We start from the raw sequence: 22,067 nt of genomic DNA on the forward strand, positions 1-22,067 counted from the left end.
TTTTCATCATGTATGGCTAAATTACAAACTGGTTTGTACCAGAATTACCCGACAACTATATTCGCTGCCATGACAAAATACTTCCTCTCATATCTTTTCTTGTCTATTACCCTGCAAACGGCGATGGCACAGCAAAAAAAACCGAAAATTGTCTTTGTTATTGCAGATGGAATCCCGGCAGCATTGATAGAAAAGTCATTAGCACCCAACTTTCACAGAATCGTATCCAAAGGTTTGTATAAAAGGGCTTTTGTCGGGGGGATTAAAAACGCCTATAACCAAACACCCACTATTTCTGCGCCAGGGTACAACAATCTGATTACGGGCACCTGGGCCAATAAACATAATGTGGTGGACAACCAAATTAAAAACCCGAACTATTCCTACTACACGATTTTCCGGTTTTTAAAAGAGCAATACCCACAGAAAACCACCGCCATTTTTTCTACCTGGCAAGACAATCGCACTAAATTAATAGGGGAAGGACTGGAAGCAACAGGTCGCTTAAAAATGGACTTTGCTTTTGATGGATATGAATTGGATACTTTGCAGTTTCCTCACGACAAACAGGCGCATTATACCTATCTGATAGACCAGCACGTGATTGCCAAAGCAGACAGCACCATACGCACTGAAGGTCCGGATCTTTCCTGGATATACCTGCAACACACAGACGATATGGGGCACAGATATGGATTCAGCAACGAAATGGACAAAGCCGTTCTGCAACTGGATGAGCAGATGGGAAATATATTTGACGCCATTAAATTCAGAGAAAAAAAATTCAGAGAAGATTGGTTATTCATTTTAACCACCGATCATGGCAGAGATGCTGCAACAGGAAAGAATCACGGTGGTCAATCCGATGCAGAAAGAACCACCTGGTTAATTTCCAATAAAAGAAATACCAATACCTATTATAAAGAAAACACCCCAGCCATTGTTGACCTGCTTCCCACTATGGCCAGGTTTCAGCAAATCAATATCCCTTTAGACCACTTATTTGAGTTGGATGGGGTTCCGATTATGGGGCCGGTATCAGTTTCAAACCCTACATTAAATGCAACTGCAGATAGCGTAACCTTACATTGGAAATCTTATGAACCAAAAAGCAAAATAAAAGTATGGGTAAGCTACACCAATGATTTTGCCAAAGGTGGTAAAGACCAATATGAACTATTACAGGAAGTAGCTTGTTCAAAAGAAAGAACATCCCTTCCAATCCCCCCGGGAAAAACCTTTGCTAAATATGTATTGCAAGGAAAGCACAATGCCGTAAATATTCACTGGCACCGCTAGCGAATGCTGTGTAGGTATTCACTTCCAACTTTACCGTAGTTGTCGTTCAGGTGCGCAGTAATCAAGGCATTGATTACACGAGGTTCTTTCTGACCGCTGAACTTTTTAATTAAATAAATCTGTCTGTTGATTTCTGTTAAAGGAGCAATTACCGGAACAAATTCTGCCAGTACATCGTTTTTCAACATACCATACTCATAATGCTGGTAACAGAACTTTACTCTCTGTCCGGCAACAAACTGACTACCGTCACCCACTACAGATGAGTTAAAATAAATGCCTCTGTCAGATGCAGGAATTTTGCGCACTATCTGCTGACCTTTATCTTCCCAGGTTAAATAGAAAAAATTCTGAGCATCCAACTTGTAAAAAGGAATAATTTTCAGAGGAACTCCCATCACCAATAGTACCCGTTGATTGGTTTCAGGAGAATGAAAATAGGTTCGGGGATTATACCCTTCATAATTAATAGGGCGCGAAACAATTTTGTACTTACTCTGAATAGATGCAACCTGATCTTTAACAGTCAAATCTTTTCCTGCAGACTTTGGAGTTATTTCCATCCTGCCTTTTTGAGCATGAATTAAAACCAATTTAGAATTGGCGTCCTGCAAAAGAATTTTATCAGTAGGCTTTAAAGCATCTCCCAGTCTCACTCCCCTGTTGGAAACGGTATTAAGGGCATTCCCCTTCATGTAAATAACATAAAAATTATCTTCCTGCATGAAACTCATGCAAACCATCATGATAACAATACCTAAAACAAATCTTTTCATAACACAAAATTACTACTAAAATATGGCAAGCCCTATCGCATAACGAGTAGAACTTACTTCATTGCAGAAGTGCCTCCCCTATGCGGCTTTCCAAATTGATAAGCCGTTGCAGTGGCTTTTCCGGCATCATCAATTACGACTTTAAAAATATAATCATAATCTTCATCATTCAAAAGCGGAACTGGTCGGTTACCTCCCATTGCATCAATGGTTTCCAGAACGGTATTAGAATGCCCTACCAGTAAAATGGTTTTCCCCTTCCAGGTAGATTTAATTTTCTCTACTACCATTTGAATGCTTCTTGGATTATATATTTCAAGAGGCGCTTTTATATGAGCAGCGGTCTGCACCGTACGTTTGGTATCGGTACTTAGGATCTGTGCTATATTTTCTTTTTGCAAATAAGTTGCCAGATCAATAGCCCTTTGTTTACCCTCCGCATTTAAATCCGGATTGGCCCTGGTAGCCATGGCCGTGTCTTTTTCTCCGTGCCGAACAATCCACACGGTGGTCGATTGCGCAACAGTTGAAATCCAACCGAAAACAACCAACCCCATTACCATTAAAATCTTAGACCAACCTATACCTTGTATTTGATTCAATTTCATAACTTCTAATTTAATCCCGCAAAAAACAGCAAGCTTTAAAAACAAATTCGAGCATACCCGCAAGTTCTTGCAAAACAATTAATTATTCATTAAATATAATTAAACTTGTGACCAAATAGTCATTTATTATGTGTGGAATTGTTGGTTACACTGGGCCAAGAGAGGCCTATCCTATTGTGTTAAAAGGGCTGAAAAGATTGGAATACCGCGGTTACGATAGTTCAGGCGTTGCGCTGCTGAACGATAAGAAAATAAAAGTTTATAAGAAAAAAGGAAAAGTAGCTGAATTAGAAGAAGCGGCCATTGGCCAGGATATTCACGCAAATATCGGCATTGGACATACCCGCTGGGCTACCCATGGTGAACCCAGCGACCGTAATGCGCACCCGCACCAATCGCAAAGCGGTGAACTCGCAATGATTCACAATGGAATCATTGAAAACTACACACAGATTAAAAAAGAATTGGAATCGAAAGGATACCATTTTAAAAGCGATACCGACACGGAAGTTTTGTTGAATTTTATTGAAGACATTAAAATCAATAACAACTGTTCATTGGAAGAAGCCCTTCGTATTGCGCTAAAACGTGTGGTAGGTGCCTATTGTATTTTATTGATTTCTAAAGATGAACCTGAGACCATTATAGCTGCCCGTAAAGGAAGTCCATTGGTAATTGGTATTGGCAAGGGTGAACATTTTTTAGCGAGCGATGCTTCGCCGATTATTGAATACACCAAAGAAGTGGTGTACGTAAACGATTACGAGATTGCCATTGTGAAGCCAGACGAATTGATTCTGAAGAACCTAGGCAATGAAAAGCAAACGCCTTTTATTACCAAGCTGGATATGGAATTGGCCGCTATTGAAAAAGGCGGTTATGATCATTTCATGCTGAAAGAAATTCACGAGCAACCTAGCACTATTCACGATTGTTTGAGAGGTAGATTATTGCCGCAGAGTTTACAAATCATGATGGGTGGAATTGAAAATAATATGGAGGCATTTATTAATGCCAACCGTATTATGATTGTAGCCTGCGGAACCAGCTGGCACGCAGGTTTGATTGCTGAATATTTGATTGAAGAGTTCTGCCGCATACCGGTAGAAGTAGAATATGCATCTGAATTCCGATACAGAAACCCAGTGATTCACAAAGGAGATGTAATCATCGCTATTTCTCAAAGTGGTGAAACCGCAGATACCTTGGTGGCATTGGAAAGTGCAAAGGAAAAAGGCGCTTTCATTTTTGGAGTAGTAAACGCGGTAGGTAGTTCTATTGCACGTTTAAGCCATGCAGGTGCTTACACGCATAGTGGTCCTGAAATTGGTGTAGCCAGTACGAAAGCCTTTACCGGACAATTGGCCGTGCTAATGATGATGGCGTTGAAGATTGGTTACGCAAAAGGAACTTTATCTAAAGATCGCTATGCACAGTTGATGCATGACTTAGAAACCATTCCTGAAAAGATCAAAGAGATTCTTGCCGACACTAGCAATATTCAGCGCATCGCCGAGAAATACAAAGATGCTTCTGACTTCTTGTTCTTAGGAAGAGGATACAATTTCCCCGTTGCATTGGAAGGTGCTTTAAAGCTAAAAGAGATTTCTTACATACACGCAGAAGGCTACCCTGCTGCTGAAATGAAACATGGCCCTATTGCACTGGTAGATGAAAATCTTCCCGTTGTATTTGTAGCGACCAAAGATTCTTACTACGAGAAAATTGTTTCGAACGTACAGGAAATTAAAGCACGTAAAGGAAAGGTACTTGCAGTGGCCACGGTGGGCGACGAAGTAATTCCTGGCATGGCCGACGATGTAATGTTTGTTCCTGATGCAGACGAAGCTATAGCACCCCTATTGAGTGTGGTTCCTTTGCAATTGTTGAGCTACTATGTAGGTCTTTACAAAGGATTAGATGTAGACAAGCCAAGAAACTTAGCGAAGAGTGTAACTGTTGAATAAAAAATATGGCGCAAAATAATATCACCAAGACCCCCCTTGATGCTTTAGGTTACGGATTTATAAAAGACCATCATATACCAAAGGGTAAGGATGAATATTATCTGCGCAATATGCAGATGAGAAACGGCATTCATTACCGAACCCTTACTGCTTATGAAATTGAGCAATTGGTGCGCAATGGCAATACCACTGATAACTGGAACCATATTCTGGTATCGGATGCGTTTAATCCAGACCTCGTAAAAAACTGTAAATTCCATGGACTGGTAAGGATTGGAAAGCTTGAACCCTATTACCTAGGATTCAGCGATCTAAAAACACCGGTGGGTTTATACAATTCCACCATTATCAGTTGCGACTTTGGGGACAATGTTGTCATCAACAACGTCAACTATCTCTCTCATTATATTATTGGCAGCGAAGCCATTATTACCAACGTCAATGAACTGGTTACGACCAATCACTCCAAGTTTGGTAACGGCATTGTGAAAGACGGAGAATCCGAAGAAGTGCGCATCTGGCTGGAAATCTGCAATGAGAATACGGGTAGAAAAGTATTGCCCTTTGATGGAATGTTACCTGGCGATGCTTTCTTGTGGAGCAGATTCAGAGACGATAAAGCATTACAACAAAAATTCATAGAGTTTACGGAAAAGAAATTCAACAATAAGCGTGGCTATTACGGTAAAGTGGGCGACAGAACGGTTATTAAGAATTGTAATATTATTAAAGACGTTTGGGTGGGATCCGATGCCTATTTTAAAGGAGCCAATAAACTCAAAAATCTTACGGTGAATTCTGGTCCTGAAGGGCGTACACAGATTGGCGAAGGTTGTGAAATGGTGAATGGAAATATTGGCTATGGTTGTCGTATTTTCTATGGAGTAAAAGCCGTTCGTTTTATCATGGCAGATCATTCACAATTAAAATATGGTGCCCGTCTCATCAACTCCTATCTGGGGCAAAACGCTACCATTTCCTGTTGCGAAGTATTGAATTCATTAATATTTCCTGCACACGAACAACACCATAACAACTCCTTTCTTTGTGCGGCTCTCGTAATGGGTCAAAGCAATATTGCAGCAGGTGCCACCATTGGTTCCAACCACAACAGCAGAAGTGCTGATGGTGAAATCATTATGGGACGTGGGTTCTGGCCAGGTCTTTGTGTTAGCCTAAAGCACAATTCTATTTTTGCTTCTTTCACTATGATTAGTAAGGGCGACTACCCTGCTGAATTGAATGTGCCCATCCCATTTTGCTTAATTAGCAACGATACCAAGAACGACCACCTTACCATTATGCCTGCGTATTGGTTCTTGTATAATATGTATGCACTGGCGCGTAACGCTGGCAAATATGAACAACGCGACAAACGTCACGACAAAACACAGAAACTGGAGTACGATTATCTGGCTCCTGACAGTGTCAATGAAATTTTTACTGCTCTGGAAAAACTGGAACTCTACACCGGAAAAGCCTATCTGCGATCAGAGAAAAAATCGGATCATGATACGGCAGAAGCAATGGCTGTGGGTAAACTCCTTTTAAAGAGTAATAACAAACTGGTGGACACACTGGAAATTACGGCCAGTGACATCGAAAACAGCAAACGCAAGACCGTATTGGTTAAAGTGCGTCAGGCTTATAAAATATTTGAAGACGTATTGTTATATTATGGCGTTAAATCTTTACTGAGTCTTATTGGCAAAAATCCGCCGGACTCCATTGAAGCATTCACCAAACGCATCCCCAAAAAATTAAGCAGAACCCCTTGGGTGAACCTGGGAGGACAATTGATGCCTACTGCCGACCTGACTGAATTACGTAAAAAAATAACTACTGGTAAAATTAAAGGCTGGGACGACCTGCACGCCCAATATGCAGCTAAAGGGGAATTGTACGAAGAGCAAAAATGTCTTCATGGACTTGCCACTCTCAGTGAAATAACAGAGCTATCTCTGCATCAGTTAGACAAACACCAGATCAATTATTTACTGAACAGTGCGGTATCTACCATGGAATGGATGACCAAAGGTATTCATGATTCCAGAGCCAAAGACTATAGCAATCCATTCCGTAAAATGGTCTATGAAAGTTTTGCTGAAATGAATGAAGTGGTGGGTAAGCTGGAAGACAATAGCTTTATTAAAGAACAAATAGGAGAACTGAAATCCTTTAAAAAAGAAATCAGTTCTCTCAAAAAACACCTGGGGGTTTAAATATCGGGGGCTATTAAAATTTTAATCCAAGACCCAACTGAACTTGTTGGGTATTCCATTTTTGCTGGTCGGTGAAATCATTGATATTCTGTAAGCCAATATTGTATCGGCCATAAATGCGCAATACTTTTAAATTTACCTGTGCTCCCAAGACCATGGAGAAATCACCGGATTTAAATGCCTGCTGTCCGTTGCTTAATAGGTTTTCATTCTTGTTAATGAGTACTCCGAACTGTGGACCTGCTACAAAACTCAGCAAGCCAATTGGGCTGTATCGCAACAATATTGGCACCATCAGATAATCCAGTTTAACATTGGTAGGCAAAGTAGTGTAGATGGCATCCAGATTCGTGGCTGGCTTGGTAGCTGTCTGACTCCAGATTACTTCGGGTTGTATACCCCATCGCTTTGCAAAATCAATTTCTGCGAAAGCTCCGGCATGATAGGAGAAATTAAATCCCTGATCAAAAGACTGACCATCTATTTTATTCAGGTTGGCACCTGCTTTTACTCCTAATCTGAAACCTTTTTGAGCGTTTGCATAGGTTCCTGCAAATACCAATAAAGCAATAAATAAAATCTTACGCATACATTTTGTTTAAGTGAATCAAGACAATTTATATGCCATAGACGAATAAACCTGAACCAATGTTACACTTGAAATGTTAAAAAAGCATGATTACATTAACGGAAAAAGACAAAGACCGCATTATAGAAATGGCATGGGAAGACCGAACCCCCTTTGAAGCCATTGAATTTCAGTTTGGACTATCCGAAAAAGAAGTAATTGAATTCATGCGTCAAAATAGTAAAGCCTCCAGTTTCAGAATGTGGCGTAAACGCATGAATGGCCGCAATACCAAGCACCAGCAACTAAGAGAAAAGGGAATCAACCGCTTTAAATGCAGTATGCAACGAGCCATTTCTCTAAACAAAATTTCGAAACGGTAAATTTAAATATTCGCAACACAGCAAGTCTTATGCGCGGCTGAATTCTATCACTGTTATCTCAGGCATAATCCCCACCCTTCCCGGATATCCGATGAATCCGAAACCACGGTTCACATATAATTTCTGAGCCCCGTCTTCGTATAAGCCTGCCCATTGTTTGTACATCCATTTTACCGGACTCCATTTAAAATAGGGATTCTCCAGTCCAAATTGCATTCCATGCGTATGGCCTGAAAACATGATATCAATATCGGGATATTCTTTTTTTACCTGTGCATCCCAATGGCTGGGATCGTGGCTGAGTAAGAGTTTAAAAGGAATATCTTCGGTTCCTTTCACCGCCTCTTCCATCTTACCATATTTAGGAAAACGCCCCTTGGCTCCCCAGTTTTCAATGCCCAGTACGGCAATTTTCTCTCCGTTTCTCTCCAGTACTTTGTTTTCATTCATGAGCAATTGCCATCCCATGTCTTTATGTGTCTGCATCAAAGCCTGCAAATTGGCTTGCTTTTCAGCTGCCGATGGCCATTGTACATAATCTCCATAGTCATGATTGCCCAATGAACTATAAACACCCAACGGTGCCTTTAAGCGTGCAAAGCTGTTTTTCAGGGGCTCCATTTCTGTAGCGCGGTCGTTCACCAGATCACCCGTGAAAAAAATCAAGTCAGGGTTCTGAGCCAGAATCAGATCAATCCCTTTATTCACTTCTTTCACGTCCTGCAAACTGCCACTGTGGACGTCACTGATTTGAACCAGTTTTAATCCCTCAAAAGCCGCCGGCAAATTCGGAAAAGACAATTTTATTTTTTTAACCTGATAATTATACTTGTTTTTAAAGCCCCAGAGCATGGTACCAAATAAAGTAGATCCCAGCCCCAGCCCAATCCAGCTAAGAAAAACAGAACGGGAAACCATGCCCCCGTCCCCTAATGACTGGCCCCCGGTTTTTTTGTAAATATTAACAAGCGCCCACCAGCTCCCACGGCGGACATCATCCACCAGAAAAATGGTTGTGGCAATTAATTTGGCAATGAATAAGCCCGCCAATACGGCAAAAACATAGTTTCGGAAAATTTTGGACTGTTGCAAAGCTGGCACAAAAGGAAATGCCAACAGGGAAAATATGGTAAGCACAGAAACCAGCCAGAAACCAAAGTGGATATACATCCGGGCCCTTTCCGAAAGCGGCTGGGTAACGGTTTTCACCGCCTGATACACATAAAAATCAAGCAAAACCATGATGGCTGCTATAAAAAACAATGTCCCTGTACTGCGCATATTTTAATATAATAGGTAAAGATAAGTACCCTCCATAACAGCGATCGGATAATATTGTTTGAGAGCTGTATCCGATGCCGTATTTTTGACAACCGAGAAAAGGAATAGCAATTATGGCAAGAATTATTGGCGTGGCCAATCAAAAAGGCGGAGTAGGTAAAACCACCACTGCAATTAACGTAGCAGCCAGTCTGGCTGTTCTGGAATACAAGACCCTGTTGGTGGATGCGGATCCTCAGGCCAACAGTACAACCGGGGTGGGTTTCGACCTGCACAATATTACCAACAGCCTATACGACTGCATGGTAAACAGTGTTACTGCCAATGAAGTGATTTTAAAAAGTGATATTCCCAATTTAGACTTGATTCCCTCTCATATTGATTTGGTGGGAGCAGAACTGGAAATGATCAATTACCCCAACCGGGAAAATGTGATGAAGAATATTCTGGATGCGGTTCGCGATCGGTACGATTTTATCATTATCGACTGCTCTCCTTCTCTTGGATTGATTACCGTGAACTCATTGGTAGCTTCTGACAGTGTAATTGTACCGGTTCAGTGCGAATTCTTTGCGTTGGAAGGATTGGGTAAATTATTGAACACCATTAAAATTGTACAGAATCGTTTGAATCCTGCCTTACAGATAGAAGGGATTTTAATGACCATGTACGATGGACGCTTGCGTTTGTGTAACCAGGTAGTGAGTGAAGTACGACGCCATTTTGATGATATGGTTTTTGCAACCATCATCCATAGAAATACCCGTTTGAGCGAGGCTCCCAGCGTTGGTAAGCCCGTGATTTTATACGATGCAGAAAGCAAGGGTGCAGTGAATTACCTGAACCTGACCAAGGAAATTCTGCAGAACAACGGCATGACTAAAATTTCTAACCAGGACAGAATTATTGAATAATTATGAGCAATCCAAAACCTAGTAAAGACCTGATTGGTAAAGGACTTAGGTCTTTACTGCAAAATATAGATACCGACCTAAAGAATACTTCTGGCAGTTTAAAAAGTGAAGTAGTAGAACAGGTAACTACCAGTGCGCGTATTCCTTTGGCAGATATTCAAATCAACCCAAAGAACCCCAGAAGAGATTTTGATGAGCAAGCCTTACAGGAACTGGCGAACTCCATTAAAATGCACGATATCATTCAGCCTTTAACGGTTAGCAAACTACCCAATGGAAAGTATCAGCTGATTGCAGGGGAAAGAAGATTCAGGGCTTCCAAACTGGCTGGATTAAAAGACGTTCCGGCTTATGTAAGACAAGCCAATGACCAGCAATTACTGGAACTCGCTTTACTCGAGAACATTCAGCGCGAAAACTTAAATGCCATTGAAACGGCATTGAGTTTTAAACGCATGATGGAAGAACTGGACTATACCCAGGAGCAGGTGGCCGAGAGAATGGGGAAAGAGAGAAGCACGGTTACCAACTATATCCGTTTGTTGAAATTACCACCGGATATTCAGGCGGCGGTACGCAATGGCAGCATTACCATGGGCCATGCAAGAGCTTTGATTAATATTGATACCATCGACAAGCAATTGTATGTATTCAAGGAAATACAACAAAAGCAACTCAGTGTTCGTCAGACAGAAGAACTGGTAAGAAAATTATACAAGGGTGATAAATCTGCTGGAACAGCCGCTGCTACTGGTGGGAAAAATGATTTGCCTCCTGCCTATCAGAAAATTGAAGACAACCTGGCATCACATTTTGGCACCAAGGTTAAAATGACGCACAACAAAAAAGGGTACGGAAGTATCTCTATTGAATACTACTCACTGGATGAGCTGAATAAGATTCTGGATTTGATGAATATAACCGTGGGTTAAACTGGCATGTTCAAAAAATTATTGATTGTTTTTGTTTTGGTTCTTGCAGGATCAAAAGGCGCTTTTGCACAAACGGATACCGATAGCGCAAAGGTTGTTTTATTGCCGGAACTGAGCCCCAAAGAACAATCTAAATTGAAGAAGAAAATCAGGGACTCCATTTGGCTATTAACCCATGTTCCGCAAAAAGCCACCCGACGCTCAGCCATGATTCCCGGATGGGGACAGGCTTATAACCGTGAATATTGGAAAATACCTTTGGTATACGGGGTACTGGGAATTCCGGCAGCTACTTTTGTTTACAACAATTCTTACTATAAAAAAACCAAGTTTGCTTACGAAGCTTTATTCAAAGCTCAATCCGGAGACAGCTCCGATATTGCAGCCATCGATCCGGAACTTAGGGGATTAAGTATTGGCTCTATGCAAAACTACCGGAATGCTTTTCGCCGCGACAGGGATTATTCTATACTTTGGTTTTTGCTAGCCTGGGGATTACAGGTGGTCGACGCTACGGTATTCGGGCATCTTAGACATTTTGATGTAAGCAGCAGTTTGAGTATGCATATTCAACCACAGTTGAATCCAGCAACACGAACACCAGGATTATCTTTACAATTCACCGTTAAGGAAAAAAGCAAGAAGCCTTTGGCCATTGCACGTTAAAATAACTTTTATGAAAATTGCATTAATTGGATACGGTAAAATGGGCAAAGCCATTGAAGCCATTGCCTTGCAACAAGGACATGAGATAGTGTTGAGAATAGACCTGGACAATGCAGCAGAATTTACCAAAGAAAATCTGAACAAGGCCGATGTAGCGATTGAATTCACCGGACCACATAGCGCGGTAAATAATATTCGCAAATGCCTGGAATTCGGTGTCCCAGTAGTGAGTGGATCTACCGGCTGGCTGGCAGAATGGGATGCTGTAGAAGCGTATTGCAAATCAGTGGACGGCACATTGATTTATTCCAGCAATTTCAGTATTGGCGTGAATTTGTTTTTTGAACTGAATAAGTACCTGGCAACATTAATGGAGAACTACCCTGACTACGATGTAAGCCTGAAAGAAATACACCACACGCAGAAAAAAGACGCCCCCAGTGGTACTGCCATCAGTCTGGCAGAACAGATACTGGCCATGATTGGACGCAAGCGCGAGTGGACCAATGATATGGCTGCCAAAGAACCCCATCACCTGAATATTGTTTCTGAACGAATAGACCCCGCTCCGGGTACCCACTATGTAACATACAGTTCTGCTATTGATGATATTGAAATCATCCATACGGCACACAACAGAACCGGGTTTGCGGGTGGTGCTGTGAAAGCTGCAGCCTATGCCGTTGGGAAGAAAGGTATTTACACGATGAAGCAGGTATTGGGCTTATCTTAGTATATAAAATAATCTAACGATGCTATCAAAAAAGACGCAATATGCTTTTAAAGCACTTACCTTTATGGCAGAGCAACAGCATTCTGGCCCTTTTTTAATAGCAGAGATAGCAGACAAAAGAAAATCCCCCTGAAGTTTCTTGAGTCGATCCTGCTTGAATTAAAAAAGCAGGCATACTGAACAGTAAAAAAGGCAAAGGGGGTGGATATTTTTACAATGCAGCTCCCGACACCATTTCTCTGGCAACCATTATGCGACTGATGGAAGGTCCGATTGCTTTACTGCCCTGCGTTAGTTTGAACTTCTACCAGAAATGTGAAGATTGCATTGAGCAGAAATGCGGCTTAAATAAAACATTGGTTCAGGTAAGAGATCAGACCCTGGAAATTTTAGAAAACAAAAAAATTACAGACCTCGTTATTTCTTAAGTTAACCCACAAACCCAAACAAACAAAATGAAAAAGTTACTTGTACTGGCCATGTTCCTGCCATTCCTGCAAGCAGATGCACAAAAATTAATTGGTGGTAAAAATATCATCAAATGGAATGTTGGTTCTATGGCTGCCAGAAATCTCCATTTTACGTACGAAAGAAGTTTAACAAAAAACATTTCTTTCTCTTTGAGTTACCGAACCATGAGCAAAGGTGCTCTTCCATTTAAAGATCAGTTTAAAGAAGCCATCAACAGCAACGATATTAACCTGGATAATTTTCAGATTGGCAATACAGCCATTACCCCTGAATTGCGTTTTTATTTGAGCATGGGCAGAATGAAGGGCTTCTATCTGGCTCCTTATGTACGTTTTGCCACTTTCGATTTAGGTGCTCCCATTAAATACACCGCATCTACTTCACCATTGGTAGAGAAAGAAGCGGTATTCAACGGAAAAATCAAAAGTACCAGTGCAGGTTTAATGATTGGGTATCAGTTCCAGATTGCCACTAAAATTGTGCTGGATTTTCAAATCATTGGTGGACACTACGGAACCAGCAAGGGCGATTTGAATTTTGCGTCTACACTGAACAGTTTTGAACAAGCTGAACTAAAGAAAAATCTGGACGAAATTGACGCCAAGCCTTTCAAGTTTACCAATACAGTAAACAGCAGTGGCGCTCAAATTAAATCCGATGGTCCATGGGCAGGTATCAGAGCAGTAAACATTGGACTGGGAATTCGTTTTTAAATTATCATTGACTTCAAGTTGAGTCACACTCAATTTAGATGAATTGCATTCCAACAAAAAACCTGCACTATTTGCGCAGGTTTTCCAACATATCTTTCGTCATCAAAGACAAATCGTATTGGGGCTTCCAGCCCCAATCTTTATTTGCGACACTGTCGTCTATGCTTTGTGGCCAGCTGTCGGCAATGGCTTGTCTGGAATCAGGTTTGTATCCCATTTCAAAATCAGGAATCAGCTCTTTAATGCTGCCGGCAATTTCTTTTGGCGAGAAACTCATTCCCGCAACATTATAGGAAGTTCTTACCGAAATTTTATCTGAAGGCGCATCCATTAATTCCATTGTTGCACGAATGGCATCAGGCATATACATCATTGGCAAGTAGGTATCATCAGACAGGAAGCAGGTATATTTTTGCTTCTCAATGGCTTCCAGATAAATTTCTACTGCGTAATCGGTAGTACCACCTCCCGGTGCAGATTTATAACTGATTAATCCCGGATAACGAATACTTCTTACATCCACCCCATAACGCTGGTGATAGTAGTTACACCAGAACTCTCCTGCGTACTTACTGATACCATATACCGTAGTGGGTTCAATAATGGTCTGTTGCGGACACAATTGCTTGGGAGAAGTAGGGCCAAATACCGCAATACTGCTGGGCCAGTAAACCTTATGTAGTTTTTCTTCGCGGGCAATATCCAATACATTCAGCAAGCCCTGCATGTTCAGGTGCCAGGCCAGATTGGGGTTCTTTTCTCCTGTTGCTGATAAGATAGCTGCCAGCAGGTAAATCTGGGTAATATTCTGACGGATTACCTGAACGTGCAGCATTTCTTTGTTCATCACATCCATACTCACATAAGGACCAGTCCCTTTTAATAAGGGATTTTCTTCTCTTAAATCAGAGGCAATCACATTGTTGTTTCCGTATTGCTTTCTTAAAGCCAGCGTTAGTTCAACACCAATTTGTCCGCAGGCTCCTATCACTAAAATTTTATCTTTTCTGCTAGGCATGGCAATCAATTGAGGAGCAAAGAAACGAAAAAATGAATGACAATTCCGTTACTTTTGTTTTATTGAATCAAGTACAATCTTTGTTATATGTTACCTAATTATTTGCAGGATTTATTTAAAAATCAACAATACAATCCGGAATCTTTTTTTCTGATTGCAGGGCCTTGTGTAGTAGAATCAGAAGAAATTGTAATGGAAATTGCAGATACGGTAAGTGCGCATTGCAAAAGATTGGGCATCCCCTATGTGTTTAAAGCCAGCTATAGAAAAGCCAACAGAACCAGTGCCAGTTCCTTCACCGGACTGGGTGATGAAACGGGTCTTTCCTTAATTAAAAAAGTAGGTGAAACCTATCAATTGCCTACCACATCAGATATTCATGCCCATGAAGAAGCGGCCATGGCAGCCCCTTTTATAGACATACTTCAGATTCCTGCATTTCTTTGCAGACAAACCGATTTATTGGAAGCTGCAGCACAAACGCAAAAAATTGTAAATGTTAAAAAAGGACAATTTCTTAGCGGAGCTTCTATGAAATTTGCAGTAGAAAAAATTCAGCGTGCGGGTAACCAGCAAATCATGTTAACCGAAAGAGGCAATACATTTGGTTATCAGGACCTGGTGGTAGATTATCGAAATATTCCAGTAATGCAAAGCCATGGAGTTCCGGTTATTGTGGATTGTACGCACTCTTTACAACAACCCAATCAGACTTCCGGTGTAACTGGCGGAAACCCTGAAATGATTGGTACCATTGCCAAAGCGGCGATAGCGACTGGCGCAAACGGTTTGTTTATTGAAACGCACCCCAATCCCTCCGTTGCTAAAAGCGACGGAGCAAATATGCTCACATTAAAATCCTTGCCTGTTTTGTTAGAACAGCTGGTAAAGCTGAGAGAAGTGGTAGTAAAATTGTAAGGGATTATCAGTTGGAGAAAATACCATCAAGGTTATTCGTCTTTTTAACGATGCTTCTGATTTGCATGTCCAGTTCGTTGGCACTTTCTATGAGGTGATCAAAGATTTCTTTGTTCTGCACAGAGTTGCTGCTGTTCAACACTTCAATTACACCCAGAATATTGGCTAACGGTCTTCTTACTTCGTGAGATTGAATGAATGCGATATCGCGTAAGACTTTGTTCTGAGTTTTCATTTTTTCCTGCACAGCAATATCGTCGGTGATATTCCGGTTGGTTCCAATTAGACGAATGGGTTTCCCTTCAGGAGACTTCTGTACAATCGCATGTGCTTCTATATAACGGATTTTTCCGTTGGGCATATTGATGCGATAAATGGCTGAGTCAATTGATTTTTTACCCTCTGCTAATCCGGCAAGAATTTTCTTCATCATTTCCTTGTCTTCCGGATGCATCATTTTCTTGAAGATCTTATACGGAGGGAAGGGTGTGTCTTTGGCAAAACCATACAGGTCATACATTTTTTCGTCCCAGAATGTATTTCCATCTGCAAGGTCTACTTCCCATACACCAATCTGCGCTGAATCTGTTGCAAGGGAAAGTCTTTCCAGTGTTTCTCTTTGCTCCTGCTCTGCATGCTTACGCTTCGTAATATCATTATCAGTAGACATGAATCCAATATGATTATTGGATTCATCAAACAATGGCTTTCCATTTAGTTCAAGCCAAACTGTTTTATCACGCTTATTCGTCACTTTTACCTCTTCTGTAAAAGCTAGCTTATTGTCGAGTGAATAACGGATTCTCTTCTTTACTTTATCACTTACTTCCTGCGCATTTTCCAGGAAGAAATAGATTTTTTTACCCTTTACCTCTGCTTCTGTGTAGCCCATGATGCGCGTGAAGCCTTCGTTTACCCAGGTAATATTTTCATCTTTATCAGTGATAACTACCGCATTGGTTGTGTTGTGTGCAACCAGTGACAGCAAGGCCAGGTCTTCATTTTCATGGCTTGACTCTTTTACATAAGCCCTGCTTTCAGAAAGTTCTGTTGCTTTTTCGTTATTGGTTTCGGTAGTTGTAACATCGTGCCCAACCGACATTATCCCAATTACATTACCCGCCTCATCTTTTACCGCAGAAATTTCCCAGTGTGTCCAGAAAAACTCTTCCCCTTCACAGGCTTTTCTCACAGTAATAGAAACAGGTTGCAAAGGATTTTTAATACAGGTGCGTGCCGCCTCATTGCAGGCTTTTACATCTTCTGCATAAACCGTATCCGCAAAATGGTTTTGTGTAAGGTCAGTGGAAATATGAGAGAACTTATGCTGAAACAACGGATTCACATACAGGAACCTTCCTGATAAGTCGGTAATGACCACAGAAAAAATCAATGAATTCAATAATTGCGATGGTAGCAATTGATCTACTTTCAAAAGACTCATAGGTTTGTACGGTTACGCTGAATTAGTCTGGGGGTAAACCAGTCAGCAAGATTATACCACCAAGATACCAAGATATCGGCAAAAAATATAGTAAAATTAATAAATACCAACTGGTTGGTAGAGATTGGCCTCAATGAAAAATCCCGGTCAAATGATGACCGGGATTACTTAAAGCCCTAAAGCTTATTAAATTATTAGATATCAATTGCTTCACCGTAGGCTGCAGCAGTTGCTTCTTTCAAGCCCTCACTCATGGTTGGGTGCGGGTGAACAGCATTTAAGATTTCGTGTGCAGTGGTTTCCAGTTTACGGGCCACAACCGCTTCCGCAATCATTTCTGTAACGTTGGTTCCAATCATATGGCATCCAAGGAATTCACCATACTTGGCATCGTAAATCACTTTAATGAAACCTTCAGTAGCACCGGCAGCACTTGCCTTACCGCTTGCCATGAATGGGAACTTACCCACTTTAATATCGTATCCGGCATCTTTAGCTGCTTTCTCGGTATAACCAACGCTCGCAATCTCAGGAATACAGTAAGTACATCCGGGGATATTATTGTAATCCATTGCTTCAGGTAAGTGATGGAATTTCTTTTCCATGTATCCAATATGCTCAGCAGCATTGATACCTTCTTTGGCAGCAACGTGAGCCAATGCCTGACCAGGAGAACAGTCACCAATTGCATAGATACCAGGAACAGAAGTCTGCTGGAATTTATCTACGATAATTTTTCCTTTTTCAGTTTTGATACCGTTTTCTTCTAAACCAATGTTTTCAATATTGGCAACCACACCTACTGCACTCAACAATACATCTGCCTCTAATACCACAACAGAACCATCCTGCTTTTTCACAGTCGCTTTAACGCCAGCCCCATTGGTATCTACTGATTCAACAGAAGCATTGGTCATGATTTCAATGCCTTGTTTTTTGTATTGCTTTTCCAATTCTTTGGAAATATCTTCATCTTCAACAGGAACAATTCTTGGCATGAATTCAACAATGGTTACTTTGGTACCCATGCTATTGTATACATAAGCAAATTCAACACCGATGGCACCACTACCAACCACAATCATAGATTTTGGTTGGTCAGGTAACACCATGGCTTCGCGGTATCCAATTACTTTTTTACCATCCTGTGGTAAATTAGGTAATGCACGGCTTCTTCCGCCAGTTGCAATAATGATATGCTTACCTTCTACAATTTGCTTGCTGCCATCAGCTGCAGTTACTTCTACTTGACCCTTGGCTTTGATTTTACCATAGCCCATAATCACGTCAATCTTGTTCTTCTTCATTAAGAATTGAACACCCTTACTCATTTTATCTGCAACACCACGGCTTCTTTTAACAACTGCACCAAAATCGTGCTGAACGCCTGTTGCATTGATACCGTAGCTGGCACTGTGTTTCATGTATTCGTACACTTGCGCACTTTTAATCAGCGCTTTGGTAGGGATACAACCCCAGTTTAAACAAACGCCTCCTAAACTTTCCTTTTCAATGATCGCCACTTTAAATCCAAGCTGAGAAGCACGGATTGCTGCGGGGTATCCACCAGGACCACTTCCCAAGACAATTACATCATATGCCATGATAACAGTATTAATTAAAAATGATAAATTATGGTTTTGTGGATGCGAAAATACTATGTTTATTCAAAGAATACGCGAATGGTCTGGTAAAACCATTTATTTCCGTTGGAAACCCCTGAACGTTGCATTTGTTCATTGTATCCCTGTAGTCCGAACAGCCCAGCCATATTCCCGTTTCTGAGGGCTATTTCGAGGTATCCGGCCGAATTAAACCAGGCAATTTTCCCGTGTTCCGGCACAGACGCATAGTTTTCGCTAATTTTCTCAATCACTTCCTGTCGCTTCACTTCAATTTTGAAATTTCTTCCTTTCCGATGCTCTTCAAAGTCTTTTTGGGTGATATTAACCACCACGTTTTCAAAGTTGTCTATAAACAAAATCTGCCCCTCAATCCAGTTTTCACCTACGGTGGGTTTGAGTGGATATTTCTCTACCATTTGCTGCGTAACCGATCCCGCAGCCGTAACCCTTCCCTCCTTAAATATCTTCGCCAATGCCAATGAAATTTCCTGTGTAATGGAAAGTAACCCTGCTTTTTGCTGAATCGGCACCCGGATAATCTGAGCAGGTTTTTCACCCGTCATCATCGTGATCAAACCGTTATCTGCACAAATAATATGTTGCCCCTGATGATGGGCAATTAAAACATGATTGACTTCATTTTCAAACACGTTCATTAAAACGAGATGAAATGTTCCCACCGGATAAAAGCGAAATGCATTGCTGCAGATATATGCAGCCAGTGGCAAATTCGTTTGCGACAAATCATGGGTAATATCCACCAGATTCAAGTCTGGTATAGCCTGCAGAAATTGGCCCTTAATGGCACCAACGATAAAGTCACGCTGGCCAATATCAGAACTCAGGGTCATTATAGGCATGCGTTATCGTAACGCTAAACCATTAACATTTATTTTACCAATTCCCCGTTTTTAAAGAAAAAATTACGCACCATACGATCTGCCCAGGAAGGGAATAACTTATTGAGCAATACAGTTCGCTTTCCGGTGAAAGTAAGAACAAGGGTACGCTTCTTTTTTCGATGGCATTGGCAATATGCTGGGCACATTCTTCAGCAGACATCATTTTACCTTCATCCATTTTAGACTCCCCATTGGGATTGCCCGATTTATCCAATGCTGCATTGCGAATATTACTGGTGGTGAATCCCGGACAAACCCACATTACATTGGTTCCTGAATCCAGCAATTCGGTTCTTAAACTTTCTAACCAACCATTCACCGCATATTTGGAGGCAGAATACCCGCTTCTACCTGGAAGGCCACGGAATCCGGCTATTGAAGACACACCAACAATAGTGCCCTTATTTTTAAGAATATAAGGCATCGCCAGCTTGGTACAGTATACCGTACCCCAGAAATTAATATCCATCACTTTACGGATGGCATCAAAACTGGCTTCTTCTACCAGCGAGCGCATGGATACCCCTGCATTATTAATTAAGATATCGATGGTTCCAAACTGCTTAATCACTACCTGAATGAAATTGATGCAATCCTGCTCTTTGCTCACATCGGCTGTATGAATCACCAGGGGTTTACCGGAATTGGCCGATTGCAACTGATACAACTTATCATAATTTCTTCCGCAGGTAGCCACTTTAGCCCCTGCATCCAAAAATAAAGTCACCAATGCTTTTCCTATCCCTTCTGAACCTCCGGTAATCACCACCACTTTGTTTTGAAACGCCGACATCTTTTAATTTTGTTTAATTCCATCAAAAATACACCAAAGAAAACTGCAACTGTGAAAGAAAAATTCTAAAATTTTTCAATAAAAATTTGGCTGTGTTTTTATTTATCCTATTTTTGCAACCCAAATTAAAGATAACGGAAACGAAAATCTTTAAGATTCTGTAGCTCAGTTGGTAGAGCAATACACTTTTAATGTATGGGTCCTGGGTTCGAGTCCCAGCGGGATCACAACACAAAAATCAAAACCGTTTAAACATTACGTTTGAGCGGTTTTTTTTGAATTGGTGTCAAAAGTTGGTGTCAATTTACCCTTATTTTTTTATCCCCCAATTAATATAGAAAAATTTTTGGTTCATTTTTGCTTATAGTTTAAAGTAAAGTATATTCATACTCCCCCAAATTATTTGATTCATTCTATATATTTTTATTTCCCAAATTTCATTTATCCAAAAAATTATATAAAAACACTATATGTCCACTTATATACAAACTGCACAAGTTAGATTGTATGATAATCTAGATGTAGAATTTACATTTCTGCCTCACCTAAATATAATCAGCGGCGAGAATGGTACAATGAAAACTAAAGTCTTACACTCTATAAGTCAAAGAATTGTAAATCAGAATAACCAAATGGGTAACCCAGCTAGCTATATGGGTCAACAAAATGAAGGTGTACAGCTAAAATATTCAAATCAGGGCAACCTAAAAGTATTTGCTATAAGTCCAAAAAGAAATACAGAAAGAAAAAATATCGATGCTATTGTTCAACAATTAAAAAGTAGTCCAATGGCAGGAAATTTCAACAATGAAATGTTACACTCACTTATAGAAGATCAAACGTTTAGAAATTATCCATCATTTGCAGAACTATTTTACAAATATCTTGAAGACAAAAATAATGAAGGAAATAAATCTGGAAGTGAAAATATGATTCAGATAGCTGAAGAATATAATCAAGTTATTAAAAAAGTTTTTTCAAATTATACATTAGAAACTGAATGGAATAAAAATAAAGGAAGAGCAGAAATTATAATTAATAAAAATAATATTGTAAAATTAGGTCCAGAATCATTATCACTTGGAGAGCAAGAAATTTTATCAATTATTATAAACCTATATTACAATAAAGATAAAAATGATGTTTTCTTAATTGATGAGCCAGAGACACATCTAAATTGGCACTTAGAAGAAAAATTATTCTCATTTTTAGATTGGTTTTCATCTTGCTATTCAAAACAACTAATTATTGTAACTCATAGCAGAGCAATTTTTAATTCTCATTACTTAAAAGCAACAAAGTTTTTAGCATGGGGTGATGATGGTAAAATTCATTTATATAAAGAACTTTCAAAAGAAACAAAAAAAGAATCTCAGGTGAAGCAATTGAAATCATGAAATTAGATGATTTTAATAAGAAACTAATTTTCGTAGAAGACACAGCACATAAAAAAATTATTGAAGCAATAGCAAATAAATTAAATAAAGAAGTATTTGTAACAATTGCAGGTAATTCGGCAAATGTTAAATCATTATTTAAACATTCATTAAAAGATGAGATTTTAAGCAATTCAATTTTTATTATTGATGGAGACAATCAAGGAAATCCATTCAAAAATGAAGAAAGATTTATTCACTTTGAAAAATATTGTATAGAAAATTACTTATTAGATTATAGTATTTTAATTCAAATATATAACAAAGAGATTGCAGAGATTCAACAAACATTATTAAAAATAATTAAAGAAGAAAAACAAGAAATTTTAAAAAATAATAAATATTTAGATTTTCTTCTTGAAAAATTAAATTCAGAAGATATAACAGAAGACCTAATT

At 40.0% G+C, this 22,067-nt stretch carries 22 protein-coding genes and 1 tRNA gene; 14 read left to right on the forward strand and 9 right to left on the reverse strand.

What is annotated here, in order from left to right:
* Positions 1-12: 12 nt before the first annotated feature.
* Entirely contained in the window at positions 13-1,299 is a 1,287-nt protein-coding gene (locus tag F777_RS0111130; RefSeq protein ID WP_235785943.1) for an alkaline phosphatase family protein, read from the forward strand.
* On the opposite strand, the gene F777_RS0111135 is transcribed toward F777_RS0111130, so the two are convergent.
* Together F777_RS0111135 and F777_RS16575 are read right to left on the reverse strand one after the other, a co-directional pair.
* Complete coding sequence (locus tag F777_RS0111135; protein WP_026752107.1) at positions 1,296-2,075, reverse strand: hypothetical protein; 780 nt, start codon at positions 2,073-2,075, stop codon at positions 1,296-1,298. The two genes, F777_RS0111130 and F777_RS0111135, sit on opposite strands and share 4 nt — an antisense overlap.
* Before the next feature lie 53 nt (positions 2,076-2,128).
* Entirely contained in the window at positions 2,129-2,683 is a 555-nt protein-coding gene (locus tag F777_RS16575) for a SixA phosphatase family protein (protein WP_152530906.1), read from the reverse strand.
* Between the two features lie 128 nt (positions 2,684-2,811).
* Here F777_RS16575 and glmS point away from each other — a divergent pair, with 128 nt between their 5' ends.
* Both glmS and F777_RS0111150 read left to right on the forward strand, forming a co-directional pair.
* Positions 2,812-4,650, forward strand: a complete 1,839-nt coding sequence (gene glmS / locus F777_RS0111145; RefSeq protein ID WP_026752108.1) for a glutamine--fructose-6-phosphate transaminase (isomerizing) — start codon at positions 2,812-2,814, stop codon at positions 4,648-4,650.
* A 5-nt stretch (positions 4,651-4,655) separates the two neighbouring features.
* Positions 4,656-6,872 (forward strand): DUF4954 family protein, encoded by a 2,217-nt coding sequence (locus F777_RS0111150; protein ID WP_037369399.1) that lies wholly within the window; start codon positions 4,656-4,658, stop codon positions 6,870-6,872.
* A 13-nt stretch (positions 6,873-6,885) separates the two neighbouring features.
* Here the strand turns inward: F777_RS0111150 and F777_RS0111155 are convergent, their stop codons facing one another.
* On the reverse strand, positions 6,886-7,461 hold the full coding sequence (locus F777_RS0111155; protein ID WP_026752110.1) for a porin family protein: 576 nt from the start codon (positions 7,459-7,461) through the stop codon (positions 6,886-6,888).
* Positions 7,462-7,547: 86 nt separating this feature from the next.
* Between F777_RS0111155 and F777_RS0111160 the strand changes: the two genes are divergently transcribed.
* On the forward strand, positions 7,548-7,823 hold the full coding sequence (locus F777_RS0111160; RefSeq protein ID WP_026752111.1) for a TIGR03643 family protein: 276 nt from the start codon (positions 7,548-7,550) through the stop codon (positions 7,821-7,823).
* 27 nt (positions 7,824-7,850) lie between these two features.
* On the opposite strand, the gene F777_RS0111165 is transcribed toward F777_RS0111160, so the two are convergent.
* Positions 7,851-9,104, reverse strand: coding sequence for a metallophosphoesterase (locus tag F777_RS0111165; protein ID WP_026752112.1), 1,254 nt, complete (start codon positions 9,102-9,104; stop codon positions 7,851-7,853).
* A gap of 113 nt (positions 9,105-9,217) precedes the next feature.
* Between F777_RS0111165 and F777_RS0111170 the strand changes: the two genes are divergently transcribed.
* The 6 genes from F777_RS0111170 to F777_RS0111195 all read left to right on the forward strand — a co-directional run bounded on the left by F777_RS0111170 (position 9,218) and on the right by F777_RS0111195 (position 13,533).
* Positions 9,218-10,018 carry a ParA family protein gene (locus F777_RS0111170; RefSeq protein ID WP_026752113.1) on the forward strand — a complete coding sequence of 267 codons (801 nt, stop codon included), beginning with the start codon at positions 9,218-9,220 and terminating at the stop codon, positions 10,016-10,018.
* A 2-nt stretch (positions 10,019-10,020) separates the two neighbouring features.
* Positions 10,021-10,950, forward strand: a complete 930-nt coding sequence (locus F777_RS0111175) for a ParB/RepB/Spo0J family partition protein (protein ID WP_026752114.1) — start codon at positions 10,021-10,023, stop codon at positions 10,948-10,950.
* Positions 10,951-10,956: 6 nt separating this feature from the next.
* A complete protein-coding gene (locus F777_RS16580; protein WP_051408580.1) occupies positions 10,957-11,616 on the forward strand; it encodes a DUF5683 domain-containing protein in 660 nt (219 codons plus the stop codon).
* A 10-nt stretch (positions 11,617-11,626) separates the two neighbouring features.
* Positions 11,627-12,349 (forward strand): 4-hydroxy-tetrahydrodipicolinate reductase, encoded by a 723-nt coding sequence (gene dapB, locus F777_RS0111185; protein WP_026752115.1) that lies wholly within the window; start codon positions 11,627-11,629, stop codon positions 12,347-12,349.
* 176 nt (positions 12,350-12,525) lie between these two features.
* Positions 12,526-12,777, forward strand: a complete 252-nt coding sequence (locus F777_RS18420; RefSeq protein ID WP_235785979.1) for an RrF2 family transcriptional regulator — start codon at positions 12,526-12,528, stop codon at positions 12,775-12,777.
* Between the two features lie 27 nt (positions 12,778-12,804).
* Positions 12,805-13,533 carry a DUF3575 domain-containing protein gene (locus F777_RS0111195; RefSeq protein WP_026752116.1) on the forward strand — a complete coding sequence of 243 codons (729 nt, stop codon included), beginning with the start codon at positions 12,805-12,807 and terminating at the stop codon, positions 13,531-13,533.
* Between the two features lie 67 nt (positions 13,534-13,600).
* On the opposite strand, the gene F777_RS0111200 is transcribed toward F777_RS0111195, so the two are convergent.
* Complete coding sequence (locus tag F777_RS0111200; protein ID WP_026752117.1) at positions 13,601-14,551, reverse strand: NAD-dependent epimerase/dehydratase family protein; 951 nt, start codon at positions 14,549-14,551, stop codon at positions 13,601-13,603.
* 87 nt (positions 14,552-14,638) lie between these two features.
* Here F777_RS0111200 and kdsA point away from each other — a divergent pair, with 87 nt between their 5' ends.
* On the forward strand, positions 14,639-15,469 hold the full coding sequence (gene kdsA, locus F777_RS0111205) for a 3-deoxy-8-phosphooctulonate synthase (RefSeq protein WP_026752118.1): 831 nt from the start codon (positions 14,639-14,641) through the stop codon (positions 15,467-15,469).
* 7 nt (positions 15,470-15,476) lie between these two features.
* Here the strand turns inward: kdsA and F777_RS0111210 are convergent, their stop codons facing one another.
* The 4 genes from F777_RS0111210 to F777_RS16590 all read right to left on the reverse strand — a co-directional run bounded on the left by F777_RS0111210 (position 15,477) and on the right by F777_RS16590 (position 20,233).
* Positions 15,477-16,913, reverse strand: coding sequence for a PAS domain S-box protein (locus tag F777_RS0111210; protein WP_026752119.1), 1,437 nt, complete (start codon positions 16,911-16,913; stop codon positions 15,477-15,479).
* A gap of 194 nt (positions 16,914-17,107) precedes the next feature.
* Entirely contained in the window at positions 17,108-18,517 is a 1,410-nt protein-coding gene (gene lpdA / locus F777_RS0111215; RefSeq protein ID WP_026752120.1) for a dihydrolipoyl dehydrogenase, read from the reverse strand.
* A gap of 59 nt (positions 18,518-18,576) precedes the next feature.
* A complete protein-coding gene (locus F777_RS0111220; RefSeq protein WP_235785944.1) occupies positions 18,577-19,389 on the reverse strand; it encodes an SAM hydrolase/SAM-dependent halogenase family protein in 813 nt (270 codons plus the stop codon).
* Positions 19,390-19,432: 43 nt separating this feature from the next.
* Positions 19,433-20,233 (reverse strand): SDR family oxidoreductase, encoded by an 801-nt coding sequence (locus tag F777_RS16590; RefSeq protein ID WP_235785945.1) that lies wholly within the window; start codon positions 20,231-20,233, stop codon positions 19,433-19,435.
* A gap of 154 nt (positions 20,234-20,387) precedes the next feature.
* Here F777_RS16590 and F777_RS0111230 point away from each other — a divergent pair.
* The 3 genes from F777_RS0111230 to F777_RS18005 all read left to right on the forward strand — a co-directional run.
* Positions 20,388-20,460, forward strand: a tRNA-Lys gene (locus F777_RS0111230).
* A 243-nt stretch (positions 20,461-20,703) separates the two neighbouring features.
* Positions 20,704-21,630, forward strand: a complete 927-nt coding sequence (locus tag F777_RS0111235; protein WP_026752122.1) for an AAA family ATPase — start codon at positions 20,704-20,706, stop codon at positions 21,628-21,630.
* Positions 21,627-22,067 (forward strand): hypothetical protein (locus F777_RS18005; RefSeq protein ID WP_026752123.1); only part of this gene is annotated, 441 nt, incomplete at its 3' end. The genes F777_RS0111235 and F777_RS18005, both read left to right, overlap by 4 nt.

It is taken from the genome of Sediminibacterium sp. C3, assembly GCF_000508085.1.
Classification (GTDB): Bacteria; Bacteroidota; Bacteroidia; order Chitinophagales; family Chitinophagaceae; genus Sediminibacterium.